This window comes from Sorangium sp. So ce426 (genome assembly GCF_051475585.1).
Lineage (GTDB): Bacteria > Myxococcota_A > Polyangia > Polyangiales > Polyangiaceae > Sorangium > Sorangium cellulosum_B.
In genome coordinates this window covers 12,052,602-12,078,616 of the sequence record NZ_CP150341.1, presented here as the reverse complement: position 1 = coordinate 12,078,616, position 26,015 = coordinate 12,052,602, and the positions used below count along the sequence as shown (strand labels likewise).

The window sequence follows — 26,015 nt, the reverse complement described above, 5'->3', positions numbered from 1 at the left end:
GGCTCGTTGACGCGGTGATGCGACAACGCTCCTGGACGCCGAGACCGGGGCATGTCAGCCACGGTACCACCGGGCGGGCGAGGCAGGAATCAGGAACGACGGAAGCGCCTCGCTCAGGAGTCTCCGGATCCACCATGAGGTGCGCAAGGGTGGTGAATCAGCGCCATACGGCGCCATCGCCCCGGTCAGAACGTCATCGTGAGCGCGTTCGCCAGCCGGTTCGCCCGGCCGTGCGGGAAATCATGCGGCGGCGCCGGATGACGCGAGGAAGGGCCGCCGCCCAGACGGCCATCCATGCCGCCGGAGCACCCGTCGGGGCGGTTCGACCGGCCATTCCGCAGGTGCACCCGCCGCCTTCATCACCTTCTCCACCTGCGCTGTTCGATGTGCTGGAGCCGCCGCTGGACGCGGATGATCCCGTGCCGCTACCGGCGGCAGCGGCCACGCACCCAGCGATCCGCATAAGAGAGGATGACGTCCTTGTTGACCGGCCATGCGGCCGCGAGCGCAGGCATGAGGAGCGCCGAGTAATGGGCAGATGCCATTGCCGAACGCCGGGGTCGACACATCGCGGTCGTGGCGCTGGCGCGGCGGCTTTCGGGGGTGCTGTGGGCCATGTGGCGCGACGGCACGCTCTACGACGCGCAGAGCGCAGCGGCTGCCTCGGCCAAGGGCATGCGCCTGCAGGCGCAGTCGGTCCAGCAGCAGGCACAGGCCATGAAGCGAGCCACGGTCAAAGCGCGCCGCCGGCAGCGATCAATCGACAAGGGACTCGACGCCGCCGCGGAAGCGGCTCCATCGAGGCCGACCTCGACCTCAAGGAGGGCCTCGATGAACTGACTTCCCCCACACGGGGGACATGCGCCACGAGCGCGCCACGCCAGGAGCGTGAAAGAGGGCTACGTGGATGAGCGCGAGAGCACCGAGGGCGCTCCGCCTCTGGGTCGAACACGCCGTTTGATAGATTGCGCCTCCACGATCCCGCTTCGGATTCCAGCGTGCATCCATGCCACCAAGGCGACTGCCGGCCTGTGAATGCGGATCGTCGATCGATTGAGCCACAGCTCGCTCCTGCGGACTCGACGCGACGCTCCAGCCCAACCGTAACGACGCCCACCAGGGCGAAGGGAGACGTCCATGCCGAAACGACCTGCACCGACGACGCCGAGCGCTAGCGCGGCCGAGCCGAAGCCGGCCAGCCGCGGAAAGAGAGCGCTAAAGCCCTTGACCCCGGGGCTGCATCATCGTCGGTGCTCTGGCCTTTACGGAGCGCCGCAAAACCAGCCTGGCGTGGCGGGGTCGTGGGACCTCTGGCAAACCCCGCCCCCGGAGCAATCCGCATTGCTCAAGCACGATCGGCAACGACCCTCTCGACAAACGTACGCGCCGCAGACGCGCAGCTTCGACGCCCGGATGGGATTGTCGGCTGGAAGCGAAGACTCATCACACTCCCAACCGTAGTGCCGCGGATCAAATTTCGCCGCGCACCGAGCCCGATCACAGAATCCCGACGCACAGTCGCCGTCGGTCGCGCAGCTCACCTCAGCCTCGGCGCCGTCCGCTTGACGCGCTTCGGCAAGCTGGACCGCCGGCCCATCCGCGTCTGCGCTCACGCGTGAGCACGCCAGTACCGCCAACAATGCCAGCAGCACCGCGGAGGACGCCAGCGCTGTCCTGTTAGTTACAGCCACTTCCATCTCCGCCCGGGCCTCCAAGACGGAAGAACGTGATGTTGTTGACGTCTAGCAGCATGTTGGAAAGGCTATAGCAGTCAGGATCGTACCCTGAAAAGGCCCCACCCGGAGCGTTGCCGCCGTTGAATGCGAAGGTGTTGCTCGGAGTCGTTATGCCGATGCGCGGATTATAGATCCAGGCAGCCTGACCCGAGCTGTTGCCATGCTGACCACTGCCGACATCACCATTGGCCCAGGGGGTCGGCGGACTTCCGGTGTTGACGCCGGGATGCCAGTACTCGCCGTACCAGTCGGCACGGCACGCTCCGCTGGCGATCAGGTCGAAGGTGATGCGCTCACCGGCGGCGTCCGCGACCGAGTTCTGTGTCGGGTAGTAACCCATCCATTGGCCGCAAGCGTGGACCCACCAGCGGTTTTGAAACAACTGGATCTCGACGGGGCAGGAGTAGTGCGTTCCATTGACCACGCTCATCGTGCTCGAGGACATCACCGCGCCCGGGAAGATTGTCGCCGCAGGTTCGCGCTTGAAGCCCGCCTGGAGCTCGTCGTAGCCACCGATGCGAGCACCCTGCGCCCCACCGGCCGTGCGAAAGTAGAGAAATAGATGGATGGAAGAATTGCTATAGAGCGGGCTCTGCTCCATGAAGCCGACCTCAACCGCTTCCATGGTGGTCGACGGGCTCGCTCCTGAGCACAAGGAGGCGCCCTGCATCAGGCTCATCTCCGTGCTTCCGACGTTGGCATAGTCCCAGGTGCTCACGTCTGCAGCGTTGGACACGTGAGTGCGCAAGTCTTGCTTGTTCGCGTAGAGCTTCTTGTTTCCGTCGTAGCTCGGCAGCGGCGTCGCAATGTGGTTCTTGATATAGCTGTCCAAATTCTCTGCCGAATGGTTGCCCTCGACGTAGCCGTCGAACGTTGGCCGCGGCATGGGCACGGTCCCTTCGGGGGCCTGGATCCCAAGCTCCTCGTACTCGGTGCGCGCCCGACGAGCGTTGTGCATCGGTGCCGTCTCCTCGGCGCTCACTTTATCTTCGGCCCCTCGACGCCGATCCTGGCTCGGGGTCGGCGTCTGCTGAGGTTGCGGCGGTGGAATAACGTTAACCGCGTCCGGATAGAGACTCGCGTACTCGACGAACTCGATAATCTGGCCGCTGGGCATCTGAACGGTACCAACGATGTTCCATCCTCGGGCCCGCTGGGCGTTCCAGCCGTCCACCTCGGAGCGACGCATCGCTCGGAGATCCGACGTGACGCGCTGTACAGCGGTCTGCTCCGGTATGTCTGCCTCTGACTCCTGGCTCGGATCGGCTCCGAAACAAGCCTGCAGCAGGACGGCGCCTATCATAAGACCACTGGTCGCAATTCGGCTTATTCTCACACTAATTCCCCTCTCGCCATTACATCGCTCCTGTAGATCGATGCGTATTCGTCGCCCGAGTGAGCCAGGTCACTTCGGCGGATAGTATGCAATTGAGTTTCTCAGTCAAGCATCGACGCGAAGTTTTGGATTTTATGTCGTTTTTTTGTATTTTTGGATTCCTGGAGGCGCGCCCTGCGGCAGAAATCCCGGATGCCTGAGAAAATGTCGCCGCTGGCGAAATTGGTCTTGTGTGGCAGGAAAACCGGCTGTGCGGCCGCGCCTGACGCAGATGCGCGAAGAAAAAGAATGAGCGCTCGACCGTCTCAAGGAGTTGGACGAGGAGCGCCAGCCGCCGATTGACGACTTCGGGTCCTTCGAGCGCGAACTGCGCGGGAGGATGGCGGAGATCGAGCGCGACCTGCTCGCGGAGAAGCCCCAGTGATGCTGATCGACGGCGTACCCCACCCCTATACGTCAGAGACGATGTCGTCTCGAATCCTGGGGCGGAGGGCGGGCCACGGACGCGGCCGCGCGTCCTGGGGCGGTCAGGGCGAGACGCAGGGCACGCTCGGCGCGGCGTCCGGCGAGAGGAGCGGCGGCAGCCAGCGCCGCAGCACCAGGGGCACCATGGCGTCGTGGGGCATCGGCTCCGTCGGGACGAGCGGCTCGAGCTCGCGGAGAACGCCGGGCGCCGCGGGGTGCGCCTCGACGCCGCGCTGGAAGGCGCGGCGGAAGTCGGCGATGGGGCGCTTGGCCCAGGTCATCGTCTGCCACGACACGACGACGTGCGTGGTCGGGCGCGAGCGGGCGAGGGGGAGCGCGATGTCGACGTCCATGCACGTGTCGATCACGAGCGCGGCGTGCACGGGGGTGGACGCGCCGAGCGCGGCCGCGATGCCGCCCGCCTTGTTGCAGCCGCCGCCGGAGTGGCCCGCGACGACGACGCGCGCTCGGTCGAGGGTCGCGACGCCGCGCAGCCGCGCGGCCGTGGCGTCGAGGAACGCGTCCAGATCGAAGGCAGGCCAGCTCGTCCGCGCGACGGCGACCGCCGCCGGGAGCACGGCGCTCGGCGCGGCGACAAGCATCGGCGGGATCCGGCCCGCCTCCATGAGCTGCGCCGCGATCCGGCGCACGTCGCCCTCCTGGCCGCCCCCCATCCAGCGGTGCTCGATCCGCGCCTCGTTGGTGCCGTGCAGGAACACGAGGATCGGCAGCGGCCGCGCGGGCTCGGCGGCCGCCAGGCGGTGCACGAAGGCGCGACCCCGCCAGCGCCGCTCCGGCGGCACCGGGGGCGCGGCAGCCCCGGCCTGCGCTGCGCCCTGCTCGGCGGCGCCGCTCGCCGGCGCAGACGGGTGCTCGTAGTCGTACGTCGCGCCGTCGAGCTGCCCAGCTGCCGATGTCGACGCCGCCGGCGCTGCGGCCACCGGCGCTGGCTTCGGCTGCGCCCCCACGGCGCCCGGAGAGGACGCGGCCGCGAGCGCCGCCGCGAGCGCGAAGGCGCGCGTCGCGGGCGCTAGCCCACGCACCGCCGCCCGCGGAGCGCGCGCGCCCCCGCGGCGCCCGACCGCCGTCACTGCGGCTCCTCGGCCGGCGCCGCGCGGCCAGCGCCCGGCGCCGGGGCGGGCGAGGCGCTCGCGTCCCGCGGGATCGTGCGCTTCCGCTCGAAGGCGCGGGTCGGGTCGACCACCTTGACGTCCCCGAGGCGGCTCAGCATCGGGCCGACCGCCTGGGCGTCGCCCACCACGACGATCGCGGCGTGCGCCGGCCGCACGTTGTCGTGCGCGACCTTGCCGGCGAAGGCCGGCGTGATGTCCCGGAGCTCCTTGCGGTAGCTCTCGTGGTGGTCGTCCGGCAGATCGAGCGCCTGCATGACGGCGATCTCGTCCGCGAGCCCGGTGGCCGTCCCGAGGCCGAGGCCGAGGCGCGCCGTGAGCCGCCGCGCCGCGGCGTCGACCTCCTCCTGCGAGGGCGCCGCGGCCGCGAGCTGCTCCGCGTGCTCGAGCATCGCCTGCGCGGCGAGGCCCGTGCGCGCCGCGGGGACGCGGACGTGGGCCAGGAGCGGGACGGGCCCGTGCGCGACGTCGAGCGGCGCCGCGGACACCTCGCGCGCCGGCCCGCGCGGCTCGAGCAGCTCCTGCGAGAGGCGCCCGGAGGGGCCGCCGAGGACCTCGCCGGCGACCGCGAGCGCGGGCCACTCCGAGGCGCCGCGCTCGGGGCCGAGCACGCCGAGGAAGAGCTCGCTCTCCGCGCTCTTCGGGCGATCGACGATCGTGATCTTGAGCGACGCCGGAGGCACCGGATCGGTGAACGACAGCGCCGGCGGCTCCGCGCCGCGGCGGTCGGTGAAGGCCTTCTCCACGGCCGCGCGCGCGGCCTCGGGCGTCGTGTCGCCCGCCACCACCACCACGGTGTTCTTCGGGACGTACCACGCCGCGTGGAACGCGCGGCAGTCGGCGGCGGTGATCCGCGGGAGCTCCGCCGCGGTCGCGCCGAACGAGGCGTAGGGGTGCAGCTCGGTCGGGAGCGCGTAGAGGTCGCGGAAGAGGACCATCAGCGCTCCCCAGCGGGCGTCCGAGCGCGCGCGCTCCCTCGCCGCCTCGGCGGCCTGGGCCTTCAGCCTGGCGAGCTCCGCGGCGTCGAGGCGCGGCCGCTGCACGACGTGCCCGAGCAGCAGGGCCGCCTCCGCGAGGCGATCGCTGGGCGCGCGCAGCGCGATCACGGTCGCGTCGAGGCCGGTGTCCACCCGCAGGGAGGCGCCGAGCGACTCGACGCGCGCGAGCAGCTCGCGGCCGGGGAGGCCGCCCGCGCCCCCGCGCAGGAGGAGCTCGCCCGTGATCGCGGCGAGCCCCGTGCGCTCGCCGTCGGCCGCGGAGCCGCCGCGGATGACCACCCGGACCTCCACGAGCGGCAGCGCGCGGCTCACCGCCGTGGCGACGCGGAGGCCGCTCGGGAGCTCGGCCCAGGCGATGGCGGGCATGCGCGCGGGCTTCGCGGGGCCGGACGGCGGCGGCTGCTCCCCGCGAGCGGCCTCGGCCGGCGGCGCCGCTGGCGCAGACGTCGCCGGCGCAGGCGTCGCCGGCGCGCCCGCCTGCGCGGGCGGCTGCGGCGCCCGTCCAGCAGCGCAGCCGCACGCCACGGCGGCGGCCGCGAGCGCCGCGGTCCAGGAGAGCCAGGGGCGCGCTGTCCGTCGCCCGCGCAGGTCGCGTCGCTCGCTTCGCTCGTTCATCGCGTCACGCGTTCTCCGTCGCTCGCCTGTTCGCGTCACTTCTTCGTGGGTTTCGCCGGCTTCGTCGGCGCCGGATCCGGCGCCGGCCGGCTCGCCGCGCCGTGCGCCTTCGCCGGGCGCTCGCCCGGCGCGCCCTTGCCCGACGCGGCCTTGCCCGACGCGCCCTTGCCCGACGCGCCCTTGCCCGGCGCGCCCTTGCCCGACGCGGCCTTGTCCGCGCCCTTGCCCGACGCGGCCTTGTCCGCTCTCTTGCTCGGCGCGGCCTTTCCCGCGCCCTTGCCCGGCGCGGCCTTTCCCGCGCCCTTGCCCGGCGCCGCCACCTCAGCGTCCTGCTCCGGCGCCGCGGCGCGCGCCCCGCCTCGGGCCCGCGGCGCGCCGGCCGACGCGCGCGGCGGCAAGGAGGCCCCCGGCAGCCCCGGGGGATAGGTCTCGACGATCGTCCGGCGCGTCGGGCCGAGGTGGTCGCGCGCGACGCGCTGCACGTCCTCCCGGGTCACCGCGAAGTAGCGCGCGAGCTCCCCGTTCAGGTGGGCGGCGTCCCCGAAGAGGAGCTCGTGCTCGCCGAGCGCCCGCGCCCGCGCGCCCGCGTCCGCGAGGCCCGCCACGAACGCCGACTGGAGCAGCCGGCGCGCCCTCGTCAGCTCGGCCTGCGAGGGTCCCGCCGTCGCGAGCGCCCGGATCTCGCCCTCGATCAGCTTCTCGACGTCGCCGACCCGGGCGTCCTCGGCGGGCCGCACGTCGATGGAGAAGAGATCGGGCCCGCGGTGGCCGTCGATCGCGACCCGCACCGACCGCGCGACCGCCTTGTTCCCGACGAGGAGAGCCGGGAGCCGCGAGCTCTCGCCGCGCCCGAGCAGGGACGCCGCGAGCGCGAGCGCGTGGTGATCCGGGTGCTCGCGCGGCGGCACGGCCCACCCGTAGAGGATCGACGGCGCGCGGGCGGCGCTGTCCCTCACGACGCCGGTGCGCTGGCTCGTCTGCTCGGGGAAAGGCACGTCCTTGAAGGGCGCGGCGGAGACGGCGGGGATGCCGTCGAAGTACTCGTGCACGAGCGCCATCGCCGCGCCCGCGTCGAAGCCGCCGGCGATCGCCAGCACCGCCCTGTTCGGGCCGTAGTGGGCGGCGTGGAAGTCGCGGACCCACGAGAGCTCGGCGCCCGCGAGATCGTCCGCCGCGCCGAGCGCCGGGTGCTCGTGGGGCCAGTACCCCTGGAAGACGAGCTCGCGGAGCCGGATCGCGCCCTGGCCGTGGGCGGCGCCGAGGACCGCGCCGCGGCGCTCGATCGCGCCCCTGCGCTGGGCCTCGAAGCCCTCTGCGCTCGGCGCGGGCGCCCGCATGCGATCGGCCTCGATCCACAGCGCCAGCGCGAGCTCGTTCGCAGGCAGCGCCGCCGTGAAGGTGGTGCGATCGACGTCCGCCTCGGCGTGGAGCTCGCCGCCGCGCTCGGCCACGAGGCGCTGGGGCTCGCCCGCCGGCAGGCTGCGGCTGCTCCGGGCCATCGAGTCCATCACGAGGCGCGCCACGCCGCTCCTGCCGCTCGGCTCGTCGCGCGAGCCCGCGTCGTACGTCACGGCCACCGCGACCGTGGGCGAGCTCTCATCGGGGCTCAGCACCACGCGCATCCCGTTCTTCAGCGTGACCCGCTCGACGGGCAGCGCGAGATCGAGCGGCGCTTCCGCCGGAGCCGCCGCGGCGCTCCGCGGCGCCCCCGCCGTGTGCGCCGCCTTCCGGATCGGCGCGCCGCCGCCGCGCGCCGCCTTGCGGGCCGGCGCGCGCGCCGCCTTGCCGGACGGAGGCGCTGCCGCGGCGAGGTGGGGCGCGCCTGCGCAGAGCAGGCCGAGCGCCGCGAGCGCGGCCGTGAGGGCGCGACGGGGCAGGGTTCGGCGCACGGTCGTGGACACCGCAGGGCGATAGCACGTCGCCGCCCGGGTGCGCGCGTCGAGGACGCGACGCGGCGCAGCGACCGCGCTTCACCCTGCCGGCCGACTCGCGTAGGCTCACGCCCCGAGCTCACGACGTCACGAGCGCGCGCCGCGCGCCGCCCCGCGCCGCCCCACGCCCAGAGAGAACCGCCGATGCCCGACGTTGAAAATTTGATCAAAGCCGTTATCGGAACGCTCGTCTTCGTCAGCGTCGGGCTGCTCGTCTTCCTGCTGGCGTTCGTGCTGATCACGAAGCTCACGCCCTTCTCCATCCGCAAGGAGATCGAGGACGACCAGAACACGGCGCTCGCGATCGTGATCGGCTCGGTGATCCTGGGCCTCGCCTGGATCATCTCCGCGGCCATCCACGGCTGACGCGCGGGTCTCGGCGTTGGCCTCGGCCGGGCCCGACCTCCTCGGCGCGCTGCCGGCCGGGCCCAGCGGCGCGGCCCGCGGCGGCTTCATGTGGAGCCGCCGCGCCGACCTCGCTGTGTTCGGCGGCTCCGCCGCGGTCGCCCTCGCCCTCGCCGCGCTCTCGACGGGGGGCGCGCTGCCGGCCTGGGGCTTCCTGCTCTTCGTGGTCGGCGTCGACGTGGCGCACGTGCACACGACGCTCTTCCGCACGTACCTCGATCCGGAGGAGCTCCGCCGCCACCCCGCGCTCTACGCCGGCGTGCCGCTCGCCTGTTACGCCGCCGGCGTCGCGCTCCACCTCGCCTCCGAGCTCACCTTCTGGCGCGCGCTCGCCTACGTGGCCGTGATCCACTTCGTCCGCCAGCAGGTCGGGTGGGTCGCGATCTACCGCGCGCTCGCGGGCGAGCGCTCGCGCGTCGATCGCCTCCTCGACGACGCGCTCGTCTACGCGGCAACCGGGTGGCCGCTCCTTTACTGGCACGCACACGCGCATCAACCGCGCGCGTTCCAGTGGTTCATGGACGGCGATTTCGTGAGCGCGCCCTGGCTCGCGGCCGCGGTGGGCCCGCTCGGCGCGGTGTACGCCGCGCTCGCCGCCGCGTACGTCGCCCGCGCGATCCAGCGGGCCTGCGTCGACCGCGCGCCGCTCAACCTCGGCAAGCACGTCGTCGTCGGGACGACCGCGGCGACGTGGTACGTCGGCATCGTCGCGACCGACAGCGACTTCCAGTTCACGGTCACCAACGTGATCGTCCACGGGGTCCCGTACATGGCGCTCGTCTTCGCGTACGCCCGGGAGCGGGCCCGCGAGGCGCCGCGCTCGCTGCTCGCGCGGGTCCTCGCCGCCGGGCTCCTCGCCTTCCTCGGCGTCGCGCTGGCGCTCGCGTTCGTCGAGGAGATGCTCTGGGACCGGCTCGTCTGGCACGACCGGCCGGAGCTCTTCGGCGGCGCGCGGACAGCGGACGAGCCGCTCCTCGGCCCGCGCGCGCGGGCGCTGCTCGTGCCGCTGCTCGCGCTGCCGCAGGCGACCCATTACATGCTCGACGCCGTGGTCTGGCGCCGTCGCCACACCCGCCCTGCCCAGGCGCGCGCGCTCGGGTTCCGGCCGGGAACGCCCGAGCGCGAGCGGGGCGAGCGCGGAGAGGCTTGACCCGCGGCGGAACTCCCGTAACCCTCGGCGCTTCGCATGGCTTCGCTCGCGGTGCCCGTGCTCCCGCCACGCCCCTCGCCCGCCGCTCGGCGCGGATCGGCGCCGCCCCCGCGTAGCCCGGAACCATGTCCGGAGAAGATCCGACGATGCTGAAGGCATGCGATGCGTGCGCGGTGCTCGCCTGCTATCGCTCCTGCATGCTTGCGCCGTCTGGAAGAGGTAACAGCGATGAGTGAACCCTGGCCAACCGACGGGCTCGGCGGCCCGCGCGTGACGCCGATTCCCCCGAACCCACGCGCCCCCGTCCTCCTTGTCGACGACGACGCCGAGCTCCGCGAGATGCTCCGCGAGATGCTCGAGTCGTCGGGCTACGATGTCTACTGCGCCAGCAACGGCAGGGAAGCGCTCGATCTCCTGCACCAGGCGGACCCGCCGCCCGGGCTCATCCTGCTCGATCTCATGATGCCGATCATGACCGGCGAGGAGATGCTCGCCGCGCTGAAGCAGGTGCACGCCCTCGCGGCGATCCCGGTGACCATCGTCTCCGGCCACGACGGCCCGCCCGAGGGCACGGCCTACCTGAAGAAGCCCGTCGACTTCAGCGCGCTGCTCGGCGTGGTCCAGAAGACCTGCGGCTAGCCCCGCCGGTCGAGCGCGCTCGCAGCGCCGACCGGAGCGTCGACCAGCGCGCCGACCTCGACCGGCGACGGCGACCGCGGGCTCATCGCCGCGAACGCGAGGAGCGCCACGACGGTCAGCAGGAGCGCGAGCGCGAACGCCGCGGCGAGGAACAGGATGCCGAGCGACGCGCGCTCGCTCCCGGCTTCGCCCGCGCCCTGGTCCGGGTCCTCGTCGCGCCGCTCCGGCTCATCCACGCTCCGCCCTCCGCTCGCCGGCTGTGCTTACCGCCTCGCGCCGGACGGCGCAACGGACGCTGCGAAGACCTCCGTGTCCGCCGCGCGGCGGCGTCCTCGGCGGACGCGCCCGTCCGGACATTGTCTGTCCGGAAGGGCCATCGCCGTCCGCCTCCAACGGCTGTAGGTTCGCCTCCTCGGAGGGCGTGAGAATGGCAGAAGGCCGCACCAGCGACGCTGCGGAGAAGAGCGGACAGGCGAGCTCCGATCGCCTGTGGATCCTTGTCAACACAAGTCTTCGTGAGTCTGCGCCAGAGCGCGTAAGTGGCCGCCCTCCGCGGGAAACCATGGTGATACGTGACGGCGATACCCTCCTCGTCAGCGTCGATGTCGGCCGGGGCCGCGGCAAGGCGCTCACGGTGCCGTTCAACATGGTAGAGCTCGGCCGCCTGGAGGCGACGCTGGTGGTGCGGCTCGCGGCCAGCTCCGCCCCGTGCGCCGCCTGCATCGACGAGAGCCTTGCCAGGGCGGCTCAGGAGCCCGGGGGCTCGACACGGAGCGCGTCCTCCGGGCGGTGCGCGCCGCGATCGCCGGCTGCGCGCAGCGCGCGCACGGCGAGGCCGCCCGCGGCGCGGCCGACGCCGGCGGGCCTCCGCCGGAGAGCTCGGGCCCGCGGCCGTGGGGCGCGCTCCGGCTGGCGCCGCTCAACGCGCCTCACGTGCCCGCGGGGGGCGCGACGGCAAAGGAGAGCGAGCTCGAGCTCCTGCTGATCATCTGAGTCGGGACTTGGCGCTTCCCGGGAGGCGCGCATGCCGGCTCTCGATCCGGCGTCGCGGCGCGCGAATCCGGCTCAGCGCCCCGGCTCACCGAGCCTCCCGTACCGCCGCATCGCCTCGCGCAGCCGGTCGAGGGGGATGGCGTGGGCGACGTTGTCGTCCTGTCCGAAGGTCGTCGTCGCCATGGTCATCGCGTTGAGGATGGCCTCTTCCACGGCCTCTTCGGCGCCCTGGAACATCGGGTTCAGGCGCGCGTCGTCCACCTCGCGGAGACTCCGTATCAGCCCGCCGGGCTCTACGGGCACCCGGTTGCCCGTCGCGAAGGCCAGGAACAGGTCTCCGCTCCCATCGCGCGAGATCGTCCCTGTGCGCCCCACCGCGAGCGCGATGCGCCGCGCCATCCGCTCGAGCTGCCGCGCGGACAGGGGCGCGTCGGTCGCGACCACGGCGAGCAGCGAGCCTTCGCCGAGGAGTTCCAGCACGGGCAGGAGATCGCGGATCTCCAGCCCTACCGGCACCCCGTCGACCCGGAGCTCTCCGCGTGCCCTGAAGTTCGCCTGCACGATGGCGCCCACCGTGAACCCGCCCGCGGCCTCCGGCAGGACGCGCGACGCCGTCCCGATACCGCACTTGAATTCGTAGCAGATCACCCCCGTCCCGCCGCCGACCGCCCCTTCCTCGACAGGGCCACCCGCCGCGCGCTCCGCCGCCTCGAGGACGTCCTCGGCCGACACGTGCAGCCCGCGGATGTCGTTCAGCGCGCTGTCGTCGCACTCTCCGACGACCGGTGTCACCGTGGGCTCGTCCACGCCGATGCCCGGATAGCGCCGGAGCATGTACTGGATTGCCCGTCGAGCGCGCGCCCCACGGCGAGCGTGTTGGTGAAGACGATCGGCGTCTCCAGCACCCCGAACTCCCTCACATCATGGAGGCCGGTCATCTCCCCGTTCCCGTTCAGGACGAAGCTCGCGGCGGGGACCTTGTTGTGCCAGAAATCATCGGACGTCGGCAGGATGACGGTCACGCCCGTGCGCACCGGCCCCTTGCCCGGGTCGAGCCGGCCGGCGCCGCGGCGATGGGTCACGTGCCCGACCCGCACGCCGGGGACATCGGTGATCGCGTTCAGGCTCCCGGTGGGCAGGCGGCCTATCACGATGCCGAGATCCCGCGCGCGCCGGCGCGCCTCGCCGGCGGGCGCCGGGGGCGGCGGACCAGCGCTCGGCGCGGGAGGGGCGGGTCGAGCCGCAGGGCCGGCGCACGCGAGGAGCGAGGGCAGCAGGAGCGCCGCGGCGAGCGCAGCGCCAGCGGGGAGGCGGGGGCAACGCATCGGCGGGAGGATAGCTGACGGCGGTGTGCTCGAGCTCCGCTCAAAGAGCCGCAGAGGAGTCCTTACGCGATCTGCCCCTCCTGGATGAGCGACACCATCTCGACCCCTCATCCGCGCATCGAAGGCGCCACTTTCAGGTGGTGAACATTCCCGCAGCTGCCGGAATGGTGAGGACGCCAGAAGACGCCAAAAGAAAACGCCAAAAGACGCCAGGATTATATAATTTTTATTCTCTTGGCGTCTCTTGGCGCCCCATGGCGTCTTTTGGCGTCCTCTGGCCTCTCGGGGCCCCAAAGACCCCAGCAACCCCCAACACCCCACAACCGACCTTCACGCCACAGCCAGCGTGCGGGACGATCTGGCGGGGAACTGCCGCGCGTCCCGCTCGCCGATGCGCTCCATCTCCCGGAGCCAGGCCGCTCGTTGCTCGGGGGTCCGCGTCTTCTGATCGAAGAAGGTGGTCTCGCGGACGGGCCCGAAGCCGACGAAGCGCAAGGTCGCGTTGATGAACGAGGTATGCACGGAGCGCCAGTGCCAGAACCGGTACCACCAGCCCGGGCTATCCATCGTGGTCACGACGCGCGCGCTGCGGCCGGCGAGCAGCCCCTCGGGCAGCGCGCTCCGCTTTCGGTAGGCGAACGACCATCCAGGCAAGAAGGTGCGATCGATGAAGCCCTTGACCAGCGCGGGTGGCGCTGCCCACCAGGTGGGGAAGAACCAGGCCACGTGGCTCGCGCGCTCGATGGCGGCCTGCGCCTGGCGGAGATCGGGCTCGAGCTCCTGCTGGCCGCTGAAGCCGGCGCGCAGGTGCGGATCGAAGGCGAGCGAGCGCAGGGCCAGGAGCTCGACGCGGGCTCCGCCTCTCTCGAGGCCGCTGGCGTAGGCCCGCGCGAGCGCGTCGCTCAGGCTGTCGGGGGCTGGGTGACCTTGGATGACGAGGTGCATGCGTCAAATCTTGGCCATGCAGCAGCGTCTGGGTAGACGGTTCTGCGCAGGCATGCCATGCGTGGGTGCATGGCACGCTCTCCCGCGCCGCCGCCCGCAGGCAGGCCGCTCGCCGACCTGGATTGGGCCGATCTGCGCCTCTTCCTTGAGGTGGCGCGCGCCGGCAGCTTCTCGGCCGCCGGCCGCAGGCTCGGCATCGAGCAATCGACGGTGAGCCGGCGCATGGCGACCTTCGAACGGACGCTCCGGGTGGCGGTCTTCGATCGGCTGCCGGGAGGCTCGATGCTCACCCCGCTCGGCGAGCAGCTCCGCCGCCACGTCGAGTCGATGGAGGCCGGCGCCGACCAGTTCGTGCGCGAGGCCAGCGGCCACGAGAGAGAGGCCGAGGGCCTGGTCCGACTGGCGCTCACGGAGTCGATCGCCGTGCACGGCGTCATCCCGCGCGTGCTCCCGGCGCTCGCCGAGAGGCACCCGCGCGTCTCGCTCCACCTGCTGACGAGCTACGAGGTGGCCGATCTGGGCCACCGTGAGGCCGAGATCGCCGTGCGCTTCTTCCGGCCGAAGAGCGGTGATCTGGTGGCCGCGCGGATCGTCACCCTGCCCACGGTGCCTATCGCCCACCGCAGGCTCTCGAGGAAGGGCCGCGACGAGCTCGACTGGGTCGGCGTCGATCTGGGCCGCACCCCCACCGTCGAGGACGACTACCAGAAGCGGCATGTAAAAAAGGCACCGAAGCTCATCGTGAGCAGCTACATCGCCCAGATCGAGGCCGTTCGCGCGGGGCTCGGCGCCGCGGTCCTGCCGTGCAGCGCGCTCGATCTGGACGACGACCTGGTGGAGCTCGATCTGGGCCTGCCCGCAGGCCCGGTGCTCGAGCTCTGGCTCGTCACGCCGCGCGGCCTGCGCCAGGTGCCGCGCATCGCCGCCGTGTGGGGCGCCCTCGAAGAGCATCTCCAGTTCCTGAGCTCGCCGCGACGCGCGCGGGCGCGCGGGCGCTCGGCGGATCCTCAGCAGCGATCGCGGCTTCGGCCGGCAGGGCATGAGCCGGATGCGAGCAGAGGCCCGCCCGCCAGGTAACGTGTCCGCAGGCGAGCTTCTGCAGCGGGAACCCGTGGAAGAAAAGGGTCAGAGTCATGCTGGTCTTGTGCCAGAACGGGCCAGCTGTTCGCCGGATGTCAGGGTTCGGGGGCGCCCCGCGCGCGGCGGCTCGGTCGCTCCGCGCGTTTCGGCTCGGAAACACGAGCCCGCGATCGAGGCCGGCGCGGCACGGCCGATGCTGGACGGGGCGGCATGCGGCGAACCCTCCGAACCTGCGCTCCGCTCCTCGTCCTGTCTCTGACCGCGATCCTCGGTTGCGAGACGTCCACCGATCCCAACCCGGACTCGTACCTCGACCCTGAGGGCGAGGATTGCAGCGACGCCGACAAGCCCTTCTGCGTGGTCGCCTCGGACGAGCAGCGCATCTCGAGCCCGGACGTCCCTCCGGAGGACAGGACCGCGCTCGTCTCGGGCAACTCCGCGTTCGCGCTCGACCTTTACCAGCAGCTCCGCCAGGAGCCGGGCAACGTCTTCTACTCGCCCTACAGCATCTCGACGGCGCTCGCGATGACGTGGGCCGGCGCGAAGGGCGAGACGGAGACGGCCATGGCCGACACGCTGCACTTCGACCTCGGGCAGGACAAGCTCCATCCGGCGTTCAACTGGATCGACCAGGAGCTCGAGAGCCGCGGTCAGGGCGCCCAGGGCGCCGACGGAGAGGGCTTCCGCCTGAACGTCGTGAACGCGCTCTGGGGGCAGATCGGCTACCCGTTCGAGGCGCCCTTCCTGGACACGCTCGGGCTGCACTACGGCGCTGGAATGAACGTCGTGAACTTCTGGGACTTCCCGCAGGAATCGGCCGATCTCATCAACGGCTGGGTCAGCGACCAGACCGAGGGCAAGATCGAAAAGCTGGTACCCGTCGACGCGATCACCCCCGAGACGGTGCTGGTCCTCACGAACGCCATCTACTTCAACGCGGCGTGGCGCACCCCGTTCAAGGTCACCGCGACGGAGGACGGCCCGTTCGAGAAGGCCGATGGGACCGAGGTCACGGTACCCCTGATGCACGGCAACCTGGAGATGCCCTATGCCGAGGGCGACGGTTACCAGGCGGTCGCGATGCCCTACGACGGGGACGAGCTGTCGATGGTGATCATCCTGCCGGCGAAGGGCACGCTCGACGCGTTCGAGGCGTCGCTCGACGCGGCGAAGGTCGACGGCATCGCCGGCGCGATGAGCGAGCACCTGGTCGACACCACGATGCCCAGGTTCAAGTTCGACTACGAGCTGAGCCTGAAGAAGACGCTGGAGGCGATGGGGATGGAGATCGCGTTCACGCCGGGGGTCGCGGATTTCACCGGCATCAACTCCAGGGGACAGCCCTACATCCAGGACGTCCTCCACAAGGCGTTCGTCGGCGTGAACGAGGCCGGCACCGAGGCGGCGGCCGCGACCGCTGTCCTCGTCGGCGACAGGTCGGCGCCCCAGCCCGCGTCGCTCGCGCTCGTGAATCCCTTCCTGTTCCTCATCCGCGACAACGCGACGGGCAGCATCCTGTTCGTCGGCCGCGTCGCCGACCCCAGCGCGAGCTGACCCGCCAAGCCCGGTTCTGCGACGGACGCGGACGCGTCCCCCGTGAGTGCGCCAACGTACGTGTGGCAGAGTGCCTGTACTGACGATGTCAGGCCTCGCCACGCCGAGCACAGCGTGCCGCAGCCGAGGGCGCTCGCGCCTGTCGAGGGTCCGCCTTCACGCCGAACGCGGCGATGGTGAACACCGACATGATGGCGCCGAAGACATCGAGCCTCATGAAGACCGCGATCCCGGCGTGCAATCCGACCGTGGCTGCCACCCAGAGCCGCCGGGTCCGGCGTGGCCAGATGAAGAACGGGTACCCGATCTCCACGAGCAGCACGAGCCACCCCGCGATCACGGCGATCCAGGCGTGGTGAGCGAGCCACGAAAAGTCGAACCGCCGGTACTCGGGCAGCATGAGCGAGCGCCATATCGCGTCGCCGTCCCACCACGCTGCGCCCAATGCCTTCTCCACGCCGCTCGAGAGGTAGACGAGGCAAAGGTGCAGCTGCACCACCCGCAGCGCGAGGCGCGCTGTCGCGCTCGGCTCGGGCGGCGCTCGCCCAGAGACACGATCGAGCGACAGCGCAGCGCCAGGAGGCATGAAGACGAGGTAGAACAGGAAGATGTTCGCGAATTGATCTGCTCCGTAGTTCGTCCTCTCCGCGGTCATCATCAACGTGAAATGCACGAGCCATGTGCACGCCGCGGAGAGCCTCGTCCTCCAGCCGAGCAGGAGGCCAGCCAGCGACAGCACGTAGAGCACACCCACGCCAGCGATGACCGAGCTCTCGCCGACCCCGAAGCGCGAGAATGCATCCACGAGGTGGCCGATCCGGGGGAAGCCGATCGCGCCAGACCCGTCGAGGAGCTGTCCCTGAACGATGCCCGAACGCGAGTACAGCTCCGAAGCGATGGGCGCGATCAGCGCCGCCTGCACCAAGAGCACCGCCGCGAGCCCTATCCGGAGCGCCGCCAGGGGCCGCGCCGACGCGGGCGCGAACGCGAATCGCCGCATCGGGCCCCACAGGCGCGCAGCTGCGTCTCTGGCGTTCGGCAGGAGCAGGGTGCAGGTCCGCAGCCTCATGGCGTCGTCTCTCTGTCGTTCTCGCCGGCAGCGAGCCGCGCCTTCAGGTTGAACTTGGCCTTGTATTCGACGTACCACCGCGGCTGTTTGCCCGCGCGATACTCCGCCATCGAGGGCAGGTCGTAGCTTTCGAGTCGGACGACGACGCTGTCCGCCGCTGGGTGCTTGGCGAACACCTTCGCTGCCCACGACGCAACCAGGGAGCGCCTTACGGCCGGGTCCTGCTCATCCCGGAACATGCCGATGATATTCTTGACGCGGAGGTCCGCTTCGCGGCTAGCTCCTGTCTCCAGCACCTCGGTCGTCAGCGCTCCCGCGCGATCCCTGACCTCGAAGGTGGCCCAGAGCAGGGGCCCGACGGTCGGAGCGAAGAAGGAATACGCGCTGCTGGCCCCGGAAAACGCGCCATAATAGCCCACCGCGCGCTCCACCCAGCCCTCGTACGGCAAGCGCACCTGCAGCACACCCAGCACGATCACCAGCCCGAGGTGGATCGCAGCGGCGGGCAGCACGAAGAGCGCGCGCTTTTCTATGTTTCCTGTCTCCTCCATGGAGCTCACCCCCATGGATCCGTCGTGCGCGCGGCGTGCCACCCGCTTTCGCCACGCACGTTTCCAATGGGTCGCCACCGAGCCGCAGAGCAGGCCGCGGTCGGACCGCGGCGGCATTGAGGCATCCGCGGCAATCCAGCCATTCATGGCCGTCGAGAAACTGCCCCAGCAGGGAGCCTCCAGGATCTCGGGAGACCCTGTTCAGGAACCTGCGCCGGTAGGTCAGGGGGCGGTTCGCAAGATAAGGGTGTGCGGCTGTGCCGACATGGGCCATCGCTGCGGCAAGGATCCCGCGCGCATCGTGGCACATGATGCGCTCACATCACCGAAACCGCGCTGAAATCTCGTGAATTTGCCTGGCCCGCCGCTTGCTGATTGTGCCAGCGCGACGAGATTGCTGCGCTTTGCAGGGGCGCTGCGTCCTGCGTCTTGCTGTCAAGGAGAGGTGACCATGTCCATCCCGTTCAGAGCCGGCGCCAGCTGGGTCGTCCTCGCTGCGACCGCGGCATCGATCGGACTCGCCGGTTGCGAGCGTGGCGCTGGCACATCCAACCAGACCGGCTTCATCTCCGCCAATCCGACGGGTCCCCGCGGCGGCGATCCGGCGGGTGCTGGCTCGGGCGACGCCAGCTCGGGCACGGGAGAAGGCGAAGGCCCGGACGAGGAGCCGCCGGTGCCGCCGCGCGGCGGAGCCATCGCGGAGCGCGCTATCCGCGACGCGGACATCGTCCAGGAGAAGGACGGCAGGCTCTACGCGATGTCGAGGCACTCGGGGCTCAGCGTCATCGATGTCTCAGGACACGACGGGCCGCGCGTCCTCGGGACCCGCCGGATGTACGGCTCGCCCGCCGCGATGTACCTGCGCGACGGGCTCCTCTACGCCCTGTTCTCCTCCTGGTGGACGCCCGACGCGCCCGACGCGCAGGGGGGCGGGCCCATGAGCCATGTCGAGGTGCTGGATGTCTCCGATCCAGCGGATATCCAGCCCGTCGGCTCGTTCGATCTGCCGGGCAAGCTCACCGACGCGCGCCTCTCCGGCGACGTGCTCCACGCCGTGACCTACTCGCCCGGCTCCTGCTTCGACTGCGCCGACGCGCCGGACATCACCGTCACCTCCCTCGCCGTCGGCGACCCGGCGGACATCGCGGTCATCGATCAGCGGAGGCTCATCGAGAGCGCCCCTTCGGGCTACTGGGGATGGCCCAGCGTGAGCATCAGCGACGATCGCGTGTATGTCGCCAGCGCCGTGTGGAACGACGGCGAGGAGGAAGGGCGCGCCACCATCCAGGTCGTCGACATCTCCGACCCCAGCGGCGCCCTCGTCGAGGGCGCGCGCGTCGAGGTGGCCGGCCAGATCGCGAGCCCCTGGCAGATGGATGAGCACGACGGGGTGCTCCGCTTCGTCAGCCTGCCCGGCCCCTGGCAGCCCGACGCGAAGCCCGGCATCCAGACCTTCTCCATCGTGTCCTCCCAGGAAATCGTGCCCCTCGGCGCGACCGAGCTCGACGTGCATCCGGCGGCAAAGCTGCACTCGGTCCGCTTCGACGAAAACCGCGCTTACGTGACCACGAAGTACGCTTACCTGGTCGCGGAGCCCATGGACCCCGTGCTCACCGTCGACCTGAGCGACCCGGCGAGCCCCGCCCAGGTCGGCGAGATCGGGGGGCACCGCTGGATCAATCACGTGGAGCCGCGCGGAGATCGCCTGTTTGCCTTCGGGGCCCACCTCGACACCGGCGACGGAACCTCCCTGCACGTCGCGCTCTTCGACGTCTCCGATCTCGCGAACCCCGCGATGCTGGCGCGTGTCGACTTCGGCGGCCGTGGCGCGCGCGTCGTCGAGGAACACGATCGAATCCACGAGGCGTTCGCGCTCTTCGACGGCCTCGGCACCCTCGCCGTGCCCTACAGTGAGCCGGGCCGCGAGGCCTCTTCTTGGGACTGCGGAACCCTCACGGCGGGCATCCAGCTCATCGATTTCACGCGCGACACCCTCGCGAAGCGCGGCGCCGCCGCCACACGCGGACAGGCGCGGCGCGTCCTCGCCAGCGGGGAGCGGCTCGTCGCCGCCTCCGACCTGGGCGTCGAGGCCTTCGGCATCGAAGATCGCGGCGCCCCGGCCAAGGTCGCCGAGCTCGCGCTCGCGACGCTCGCCGACGGCACGGTCGCTGTCGACGACATCGTGGTCCGCATCAGCGGCACCTCGCTCGAGATCGCGCCGGCCGCGAGCCCGGGCCTCGCCGAGCCGATCGCCAGGCTCGACGGCGCGGCGCTGTACACGAATGCCCCCGGCTGCCAGCGCTACCTCGGCACTGCCCGCCTCTTCGCGCACGGACAGCACGTCTACGTGCTCGCGCAGACATCGAACGCCGCGCTCACGCGCCTCGCGATCGTCGATGTCGGAGACCCGGCCGCGCCGCGCGTGGTCGCCCAGCGCGATCTGCCCTTCAGCCCCGGCGCGCTGTACACGAATCCTTCCGGCGCTCTCGTGTCCGCGGGCGACTCCGTGGTTCAGGCCGGCAGCACCCTCGTGATCCGCGGCGTCAGCGATGACGGCTACTACACTTTCGAGGAGGACCGGCCGCCTCACGAGGCGTGGCTCGATCTGCTCGACCTCTCCGACCCGCTGAACCCGCGGCACAGCTCGCTGGCGCTCCCGGACGGCGCCGGCCACACGGGCCTTCAGATCGACGGCACCACGGTGCTCGTCTCGCGCTGGACGCCGCTGCCCGGCGATCCCTCCAGGGCGCGCTTCTATCTCGATCGCATCGACGTCGCGGACCCGTCCTCGCCGGTGATGCGGGCGCCGGTCAACGTGCCCGGCTCGCTGCTCGCGTTCGACGGCGCGTCGAGCAGGCTGCTCACGACGGATTACGAGACCGTCGAGACCCCGGTGGTGGGGAGGGAGGCGTGTGCTCACGCCTTCGCGTCGAACGCGGCGTTCACGCCGGCAGCCGCCGGCGATGATGCCGGTCCGGGCGTGTGCAGGGGCACGCGGAGGACGCTCAAGCTCCTCGATCTCGATGACACGGGCGCGCGGCTCCTGGACGAGAGTCCACTGGACGACACCGTGGCGGTCATGAAGGCGCTCGCCGGCGAGAACCGCGCCTTCCTGTCGGTGAAGGACGCCGCCCACGACGGAGGGTCCTCGATCCTCGTGGCCGGCGGGCTGCAGGAGGGCAGCCTGAAGACCGCGATGCAAGAGGTCGCGGGCTTCGACCATAGCGATGGCCCGCTGCTCCTCGCGGACGGAGCGCGCCTCCTCGTCGTCGACAACTACTGGCCCGCTCTCTCCGTCCTCGACGCGACCGACCTCACCGCGCTCTCGTTCGAAAAGAAGAGCGAGCTCCCGGGGTATGTGGTCCACGTGACGCTCTCCGGCGACCGCGCGCTCTGCTCCTGGGGCTACGGCCTCGAGGCCGTGGACGTCGGCCCTTGATCCACGTCGCGCGGCCCGCGGCCGAACCGCGCCCGCGCCCGCCACACGAGGATCCGCGTGCTTCGGCCAAGCCGCGTCGACCCGCGCTGGTTCGCTTGAATGACCGTCCCAGTGGCATGTCTGGTGACAAGCCGAAGTGCATCGCGAGGAGGCGAACGATCATGCGCAGGGAATTGGAGTGTCTCAGGCCCATGAATGGACTTGCACAGATGCGAACGCTGGCGATGGGTTGCATCGCCGCGAGCGTCCTCGGCCTCGCCGCGTGCGGCGACGAGGGGCAAACGAGCAGCAACGCTGGAGGCGCGGGCGGGCAAGGCGGGGTCGGCGGCGCGGGCGGGCAAGGCGGTGCCGGCGGCGCGGGCGGGCAAGGCGGCGCTGGAGGCGCGGGCGGGCAAGGCGGTGCCGGCGGCGCGGGCGGGCAAGGCGGCGCTGGAGGCGCGGGCGGAGGGGGATCGAGCGCGTGCGAGCCCGGCGTTTCAGGGACGGCCACGCCCGTGACGATCCGCTTCCGAAACACAGGGGCGACCGAGCTCCTGGTCGGCGACACCCCGTGCATCTCGACGTGGATCGTGACCTCGTCGAGCGGCGCCGAGGCCCCGAGGAACCTGGCGAGGCCGCTGTGCGACGACGGGACCCCGATCTGCCCCGCAGATTGCCTCGAGGATGGCTATAAGCCGCTCCCGCCTCAAGGCGAGCTGACGTTCACCTGGAACGGCGTCATCTTCGAGAGCGTCGACGCAGTGGCGGCGGGGTGCCCCGCGGCTCAGGCGGACGAGCTGTGCCCCGCGATGTGCGCGCGGCCCGTGGACGCCGCGCCGGGCAGCTATACGCTCAAGGCATACGCGTACGACGGATCGACGCCGATTGAAGAGACCGTCACGTTCACCTACCCCGAGTTGGCCGAGGTCGAGGCGGTGTTCCCATAGATTGAACGGCTCGCCGGCGGGTAGTGGTTAACTTTGCCCAGAGAGAGTCCAAATGAAGGCGGGAGGAACATCGAGCTTTCTTCCCACCTTCCCGCCTTCATGTTCAAACTTGACCACCACCCGCCGGCGCTCGCCGCAGACGCCGCCGCGAGGTGATCTCTCAGCCTGCGGCAGGGGCGCGGTTCCGGGAGCATCCGGGTGGCTTAGAAATTCAGCCTGAAAGACCCGCAGCCCCCGCGATTACGGCAAGCTCATCTTTAGTTCCAGGGACGACGACGCCACTCGACGATCGGCGCTACGACCGGGTGCTCTACGTCCACATGGCGGCGCTCGCGACTGTGGAGGGGAGACCATTTACCGCCGAAACGCTGACCGGCAGCACGCTAGCCTAGGGCACCGATCACGTTGAGCGAGCGAGAAGTGAACCGCCAAGGCGCCATAAGACGCCAAGATTTTTGTGATTCTCTTGGCGTCCTTGGCGCCTTGGCGGTTCGAATTCTGCTCTCTTCTGGCGGTTTCAACCCGTTTGTCGCTCTAGTGGGGCATGGCGACGCCAGCCGGCAACTCGTCTTCCTCGGGCACGTCGCCAGATTCGGCGCGACGAATCTCGTCCTCGAAGGCGAGCATCAGCAGAGGCCTCAGCCGCTCGAGGTCCTTCAGGCCACTAACATATACGCGGCTCTTCCCGACGTTTTCGCTCGGCGCGTCGACCTCAAATCCGGGCGCGAGCAGCGTTGCTCTGTCGGCGGGGACTTTGGTAACCACGGACTTGCGCTTGCCGTCGAAGAACAGGCGAACGAACCACTTTTTCGTGTTCCCGATGTTGATGCCGAAATAGTTAACCGCGTCTCGGTAGTGAACCTGGGCCTTGCTGGCCGCTGGAGAGTCGGCGCATATGCGACGAACGACCTCGTAGGCGTCCAACTCCTCTTGGGTCGTGACGACGCCTTTCCCGTTCTCCGGAGCTGAGTCTCTTGAAGGCGGCGCAGCCTGCGGGGGTGGTTGTGGTATGGGCGGGGGCGGGGGCGGGGGCGGCGCGGCCACTGCGATGTCCTGCGTCTCCTGCCTGATCGATCTGGTGGCCATGTCGAGCAGGGTTGTCTGGATAGCCTTGCGTACGATCGGTATGAATTTTTCGACGCGCTTCGCCGTGAGCTTGCCCGTCGTGATGTTCAACTCGCCGAGAATGAAGCGCGTGAACTCTTCTGTCGGGTTGCGTAGCACGTCGTTGATGTAGGCCGTCATTCGCCCGGTGAATATTATGTCTTCCGCGCGCGTTCGCACAGTTCCAGCATCGAAGTTGTCCTTGGAGAACGCATCGAGCGTTTCGACGTCTCTTTCCGCGAATTCGAGCACATTGAACTCGAAGAACGGTCGCTCGCCCATGATGTTAGGTTCTTCAAGATCGGTGAAGAACATGTATCGAACGCCATTCGTGACAACCGCCACCTTGACGGACGGAGTCGAGTTGAAATACCGTGACAGCTGGCCGCTGTGCGTGTTCGGCTCCGCATCGGCCGGCTTGCACTCGATGAACATCACCGGCACGCCATTGATGTAGATCGCGTAGTCGACCTTCTCGAACTGACCGTTGCTTTTCTTCTTGGCGAAGTCGGCCACATACTCAGGGCGAACCTCCGTCGGGTCGAACACGTCGTAGCCAAGTGCTCCAAGAAATGGCATCACGAGAGCGTTCTTGGTCGCCTCTTCGCCGATCGTGTTTGGGAGCCTCTTCCGAACTTGCTCCGCAAGACGCCGCATGTTGTCAATAAGCGCCATCGTTGCCTCCTGCTCCAGCCGAGCCATACTTGGCTAGGAAGCCTGTAAGGCTACGCGCTCGGCGAGATGCCAGTCAACTGCGCGGTCTTGGGACAACGGTAGCCGTCGTGGTAGTGAAAGGTATTACCTGGGTTCCATTCTCCGCTTGCGCTCGGGCCGAACCAGCGGTTCCACTCGGGCGTCGTCCCGCTGGACCTCGCGCTCGCCGGCGGCTGCGCCGTATGGCTCCATGGGTTCGGCCGCGCGGAGGATCGACGCCTCGGCGGTGGTGGCAGAGGGGCGGGAGCTGTGGGGCGGGTGGGTGCGGCTCAGCGCCGAACGCTGGCCAGCGTGTCTCGTCGACGAAGATGGCCGACACAATCGGATGATAATGCAGATTTAATTTGAGGCTGCCACCGAAGTTCGAGCAGGAGCAGCAGAGGCGACGCCTGGAGCCGGCATGGCCCCACGACCCAGCGCCGTGCCAGCATGCACCAGCCCCGTCGCCGCTCATTCCTCGCGTGGGCTCGAGGCGGCTGGTGGCCCCCGGTTCACGAAGGGCTTCCCTCCACGCCCTCCGGGGAGGGCGTCTCCACCGCCTCTTCCCCGCCTGCCACGCGCCCGCTCCCGCCACCGTCGCTCTCCCGACGCCTGTCCGACGCACTCTCCTTCCTCGGTCGGCCCGAGTTCGGCCGGCCCGCGGCGAACAGCGAGGGGAACCGCTCCTGCACGCGCGCGCTCCTCCGCCACAGCCACAGCGCCGCCGCCCGCACCTCGTCGTAGCGCCGGCAGAGCAGCGTCCAGACCCGCACGTACCGGCCGTAGGCCTTTCGCGCCTTGGGCGTCATCGCCGTCGAGCGCCGCTGGACCATCACCCCGGCCAGTTCCCGCGCGCGCGCCGCGTCCCCGGCCCGGTAGAGCTTCCGGTCGTCCTTCACCACGTCGGCGCGAAGCTCGTAGATCCGGGCGTATCCGAGCAGGTCGTTCGCGAGGTCGCGGTGCCCGGTGCCGGGCCGCAGACGATCGAGCTCCGGCCTGATCGCCGGGTCGTCCGAGAGGTGGTACTCGCATAGCGCCTGCATGCGCCCCTCGATCTCCGTCGCCTCGCTGACGATTTCGATGGGGAGCCGCGCGTCCGTCGTCGTGAGCGCGCCGGCGGCGCGGGCCTCGGCCAGCGCATGGAGCGCGGCGAAGCACACGAGCTCGAGCTCGTGGACGTACGTCATGTCGAACTCCTCCCGGGGCAACAGCGCGAAGCGCGCACGAACGTCGGGCGAGGACACGAATCTGGCGACGCCGAGGGCCGCATACGTGGCCGCCTCGACGTCCAGCCTCACGGTCACGAGGTCGGCCTCGGCGAGGCGGTCGAGCGCCGGGGCGAGCGCCTCGAGCGCCTTCTTGCCGATCGCAGGAGAGTAGATGGGCGAGGGATACGTCGGCTCTCCAGCTGGCATGGCGGCCGCGGAGCGCTTCTTCGACTTGATCACGGCAGGCATATCTCTCCTCCTGAAGTCTCCTCGAAAAGGGAGTCTGTCGGTTGCGTTCGACCCGGGCCGTCGCCTCGCCACGCAAGCAGCGTGAGCGAACGATGGACCCGTGCCGGCGGGACCGAGCGCGCCGCGCGAAGGGGCTCCGTCGCCCGGCGTCCTTCCGTCCCGTCGAGGAGATAAATCGGGAGCTCGACCCCGATCGGGTCACGAAAATCGACCCGAGCCCGTCGTTTTCCTCGTCTCTCCGTCCGGCAGGCGCCCCTGCACGTCCGGAGATCCGTCGGCACGAGAAAGAGACGCCGGCGAGGCTCTCGGTGGGGGGCTCGGTCGACTGCGGTCAGGTCATCGTGCGCTACAGGCAATCTTGACCGTTGTGGGTCAACGTTGACCGTCACCCCCGGCAGCCTCCGTCCAGAGCTCGAGCTCTCCCCGGAGCCTCCCGACAGCTTCCAAGCAGAGTTTCAACTCACCCGGGTGGCT

19 protein-coding genes and 1 pseudogene are annotated in these 26,015 nt (G+C 70.3%); 9 read left to right on the top strand and 11 right to left on the bottom strand.

What is annotated here, in order from left to right; genetic code table 11:
* Positions 1-576: 576 nt before the first annotated feature.
* The gene (locus WMF44_RS45375) at positions 577-840 is read left to right on the top strand and encodes a hypothetical protein (protein ID WP_437296271.1); all 264 of its coding nucleotides are present in this window, start codon (positions 577-579) and stop codon (positions 838-840) included.
* Positions 841-1,677: 837 nt separating this feature from the next.
* Here WMF44_RS45375 and WMF44_RS45370 read toward each other — a convergent pair.
* From WMF44_RS45370 to WMF44_RS45355, 4 genes are all read right to left on the bottom strand, one after another.
* Positions 1,678-2,925, bottom strand: a complete 1,248-nt coding sequence (locus WMF44_RS45370) for a neprosin family prolyl endopeptidase (RefSeq protein WP_437296270.1) — start codon at positions 2,923-2,925, stop codon at positions 1,678-1,680.
* Between the two features lie 674 nt (positions 2,926-3,599).
* Entirely contained in the window at positions 3,600-4,628 is a 1,029-nt protein-coding gene (locus WMF44_RS45365; RefSeq protein ID WP_437296269.1) for a hypothetical protein, read from the bottom strand.
* Entirely contained in the window at positions 4,625-6,280 is a 1,656-nt protein-coding gene (locus WMF44_RS45360; RefSeq protein ID WP_437296268.1) for a M16 family metallopeptidase, read from the bottom strand. The genes WMF44_RS45365 and WMF44_RS45360 overlap by 4 nt, the downstream gene beginning before the upstream one ends.
* Before the next feature lie 35 nt (positions 6,281-6,315).
* Entirely contained in the window at positions 6,316-8,181 is a 1,866-nt protein-coding gene (locus WMF44_RS45355) for an insulinase family protein (protein WP_437296267.1), read from the bottom strand.
* 192 nt (positions 8,182-8,373) lie between these two features.
* Between WMF44_RS45355 and WMF44_RS45350 the strand changes: the two genes are divergently transcribed.
* The 3 genes from WMF44_RS45350 (at position 8,374) to WMF44_RS45340 (ending at position 10,405) form a co-directional block, all read left to right on the top strand.
* Complete coding sequence (locus WMF44_RS45350; RefSeq protein WP_437296266.1) at positions 8,374-8,577, top strand: DUF350 domain-containing protein; 204 nt, start codon at positions 8,374-8,376, stop codon at positions 8,575-8,577.
* A gap of 16 nt (positions 8,578-8,593) precedes the next feature.
* On the top strand, positions 8,594-9,766 hold the full coding sequence (locus WMF44_RS45345) for a hypothetical protein (RefSeq protein ID WP_437296265.1): 1,173 nt from the start codon (positions 8,594-8,596) through the stop codon (positions 9,764-9,766).
* Between the two features lie 228 nt (positions 9,767-9,994).
* Positions 9,995-10,405 (top strand): response regulator, encoded by a 411-nt coding sequence (locus tag WMF44_RS45340; protein WP_437296264.1) that lies wholly within the window; start codon positions 9,995-9,997, stop codon positions 10,403-10,405.
* Here WMF44_RS45340 and WMF44_RS45335 read toward each other — a convergent pair.
* On the bottom strand, positions 10,402-10,641 hold the full coding sequence (locus WMF44_RS45335) for a hypothetical protein (RefSeq protein WP_437296263.1): 240 nt from the start codon (positions 10,639-10,641) through the stop codon (positions 10,402-10,404). The two genes, WMF44_RS45340 and WMF44_RS45335, sit on opposite strands and share 4 nt — an antisense overlap.
* Positions 10,642-11,113: 472 nt before the next feature.
* On the opposite strand from WMF44_RS45335, the gene WMF44_RS45330 reads away from it, so the two are divergent.
* The gene (locus WMF44_RS45330; RefSeq protein ID WP_437296262.1) at positions 11,114-11,398 is read left to right on the top strand and encodes a hypothetical protein; all 285 of its coding nucleotides are present in this window, start codon (positions 11,114-11,116) and stop codon (positions 11,396-11,398) included.
* Positions 11,399-11,470: 72 nt separating this feature from the next.
* On the opposite strand, the pseudogene WMF44_RS45325 reads toward WMF44_RS45330, so the two are convergent.
* Both WMF44_RS45325 and WMF44_RS45320 read right to left on the bottom strand, forming a co-directional pair.
* Positions 11,471-12,723: pseudogene (locus WMF44_RS45325) on the bottom strand (P1 family peptidase).
* Between the two features lie 330 nt (positions 12,724-13,053).
* A complete protein-coding gene (locus tag WMF44_RS45320) occupies positions 13,054-13,668 on the bottom strand; it encodes an NAD(P)H-dependent oxidoreductase (RefSeq protein WP_437296261.1) in 615 nt (204 codons plus the stop codon).
* Between the two features lie 69 nt (positions 13,669-13,737).
* On the opposite strand from WMF44_RS45320, the gene WMF44_RS45315 reads away from it, so the two are divergent.
* Complete coding sequence (locus WMF44_RS45315) at positions 13,738-14,745, top strand: LysR family transcriptional regulator (protein WP_437296260.1); 1,008 nt, start codon at positions 13,738-13,740, stop codon at positions 14,743-14,745.
* A 213-nt stretch (positions 14,746-14,958) separates the two neighbouring features.
* Complete coding sequence (locus WMF44_RS45310) at positions 14,959-16,302, top strand: serpin family protein (protein ID WP_437296259.1); 1,344 nt, start codon at positions 14,959-14,961, stop codon at positions 16,300-16,302.
* Positions 16,303-16,390: 88 nt separating this feature from the next.
* On the opposite strand, the gene WMF44_RS45305 is transcribed toward WMF44_RS45310, so the two are convergent.
* On the bottom strand, positions 16,391-17,371 hold the full coding sequence (locus WMF44_RS45305; protein ID WP_437296258.1) for an HTTM domain-containing protein: 981 nt from the start codon (positions 17,369-17,371) through the stop codon (positions 16,391-16,393).
* Positions 17,368-18,069: a hypothetical protein gene (locus tag WMF44_RS45300; protein ID WP_437296257.1), complete on the bottom strand. Its 702-nt coding sequence runs from the start codon at positions 18,067-18,069 to the stop codon at positions 17,368-17,370. Before WMF44_RS45300 ends, WMF44_RS45305 begins: the two co-directional genes overlap by 4 nt.
* Positions 18,070-18,373: 304 nt before the next feature.
* On the opposite strand from WMF44_RS45300, the gene WMF44_RS45295 reads away from it, so the two are divergent.
* Positions 18,374-21,361 (top strand): beta-propeller domain-containing protein, encoded by a 2,988-nt coding sequence (locus tag WMF44_RS45295; protein ID WP_437296256.1) that lies wholly within the window; start codon positions 18,374-18,376, stop codon positions 21,359-21,361.
* Positions 21,362-21,570: 209 nt separating this feature from the next.
* Positions 21,571-22,287 carry a hypothetical protein gene (locus WMF44_RS45290; protein ID WP_437296255.1) on the top strand — a complete coding sequence of 239 codons (717 nt, stop codon included), beginning with the start codon at positions 21,571-21,573 and terminating at the stop codon, positions 22,285-22,287.
* A gap of 534 nt (positions 22,288-22,821) precedes the next feature.
* Here WMF44_RS45290 and WMF44_RS45285 read toward each other — a convergent pair.
* On the bottom strand, positions 22,822-24,066 hold the full coding sequence (locus tag WMF44_RS45285) for a type I restriction endonuclease (RefSeq protein ID WP_437296254.1): 1,245 nt from the start codon (positions 24,064-24,066) through the stop codon (positions 22,822-22,824).
* Positions 24,067-24,596: 530 nt separating this feature from the next.
* Positions 24,597-25,541, bottom strand: coding sequence for a hypothetical protein (locus WMF44_RS45280; RefSeq protein ID WP_437296253.1), 945 nt, complete (start codon positions 25,539-25,541; stop codon positions 24,597-24,599).
* Positions 25,542-26,015 lie beyond the last annotated feature (474 nt).

Excerpts from the sequence above, each read along its gene's own strand:
- WMF44_RS45290 (WP_437296255.1), top strand. The coding sequence starts at position 21,571 with ATGCGAACGCTGGCGATGGGTTGCATCGCCGCGAGCGTCCTCGGCCTC.
- WMF44_RS45295 (WP_437296256.1), top strand. The coding sequence starts at position 18,374 with ATGTCCATCCCGTTCAGAGCCGGCGCCAGCTGGGTCGTCCTCGCTGCG.
- WMF44_RS45340 (WP_437296264.1), top strand. The coding sequence starts at position 9,995 with ATGAGTGAACCCTGGCCAACCGACGGGCTCGGCGGCCCGCGCGTGACG.
- WMF44_RS45280 (WP_437296253.1), bottom strand. The coding sequence starts at position 25,541 with ATGCCTGCCGTGATCAAGTCGAAGAAGCGCTCCGCGGCCGCCATGCCA.
- WMF44_RS45315 (WP_437296260.1), top strand. The coding sequence starts at position 13,738 with ATGGCACGCTCTCCCGCGCCGCCGCCCGCAGGCAGGCCGCTCGCCGAC.
- WMF44_RS45305 (WP_437296258.1), bottom strand. The coding sequence starts at position 17,371 with ATGAGGCTGCGGACCTGCACCCTGCTCCTGCCGAACGCCAGAGACGCA.
- WMF44_RS45285 (WP_437296254.1), bottom strand. The coding sequence starts at position 24,066 with ATGGCGCTTATTGACAACATGCGGCGTCTTGCGGAGCAAGTTCGGAAG.
- WMF44_RS45300 (WP_437296257.1), bottom strand. The coding sequence starts at position 18,069 with ATGAATGGCTGGATTGCCGCGGATGCCTCAATGCCGCCGCGGTCCGAC.
- WMF44_RS45360 (WP_437296268.1), bottom strand. The coding sequence starts at position 6,280 with ATGAACGAGCGAAGCGAGCGACGCGACCTGCGCGGGCGACGGACAGCG.
- WMF44_RS45370 (WP_437296270.1), bottom strand. The coding sequence starts at position 2,925 with ATGCGTCGCTCCGAGGTGGACGGCTGGAACGCCCAGCGGGCCCGAGGA.
- WMF44_RS45310 (WP_437296259.1), top strand. The coding sequence starts at position 14,959 with ATGCGGCGAACCCTCCGAACCTGCGCTCCGCTCCTCGTCCTGTCTCTG.
- WMF44_RS45320 (WP_437296261.1), bottom strand. The coding sequence starts at position 13,668 with ATGCACCTCGTCATCCAAGGTCACCCAGCCCCCGACAGCCTGAGCGAC.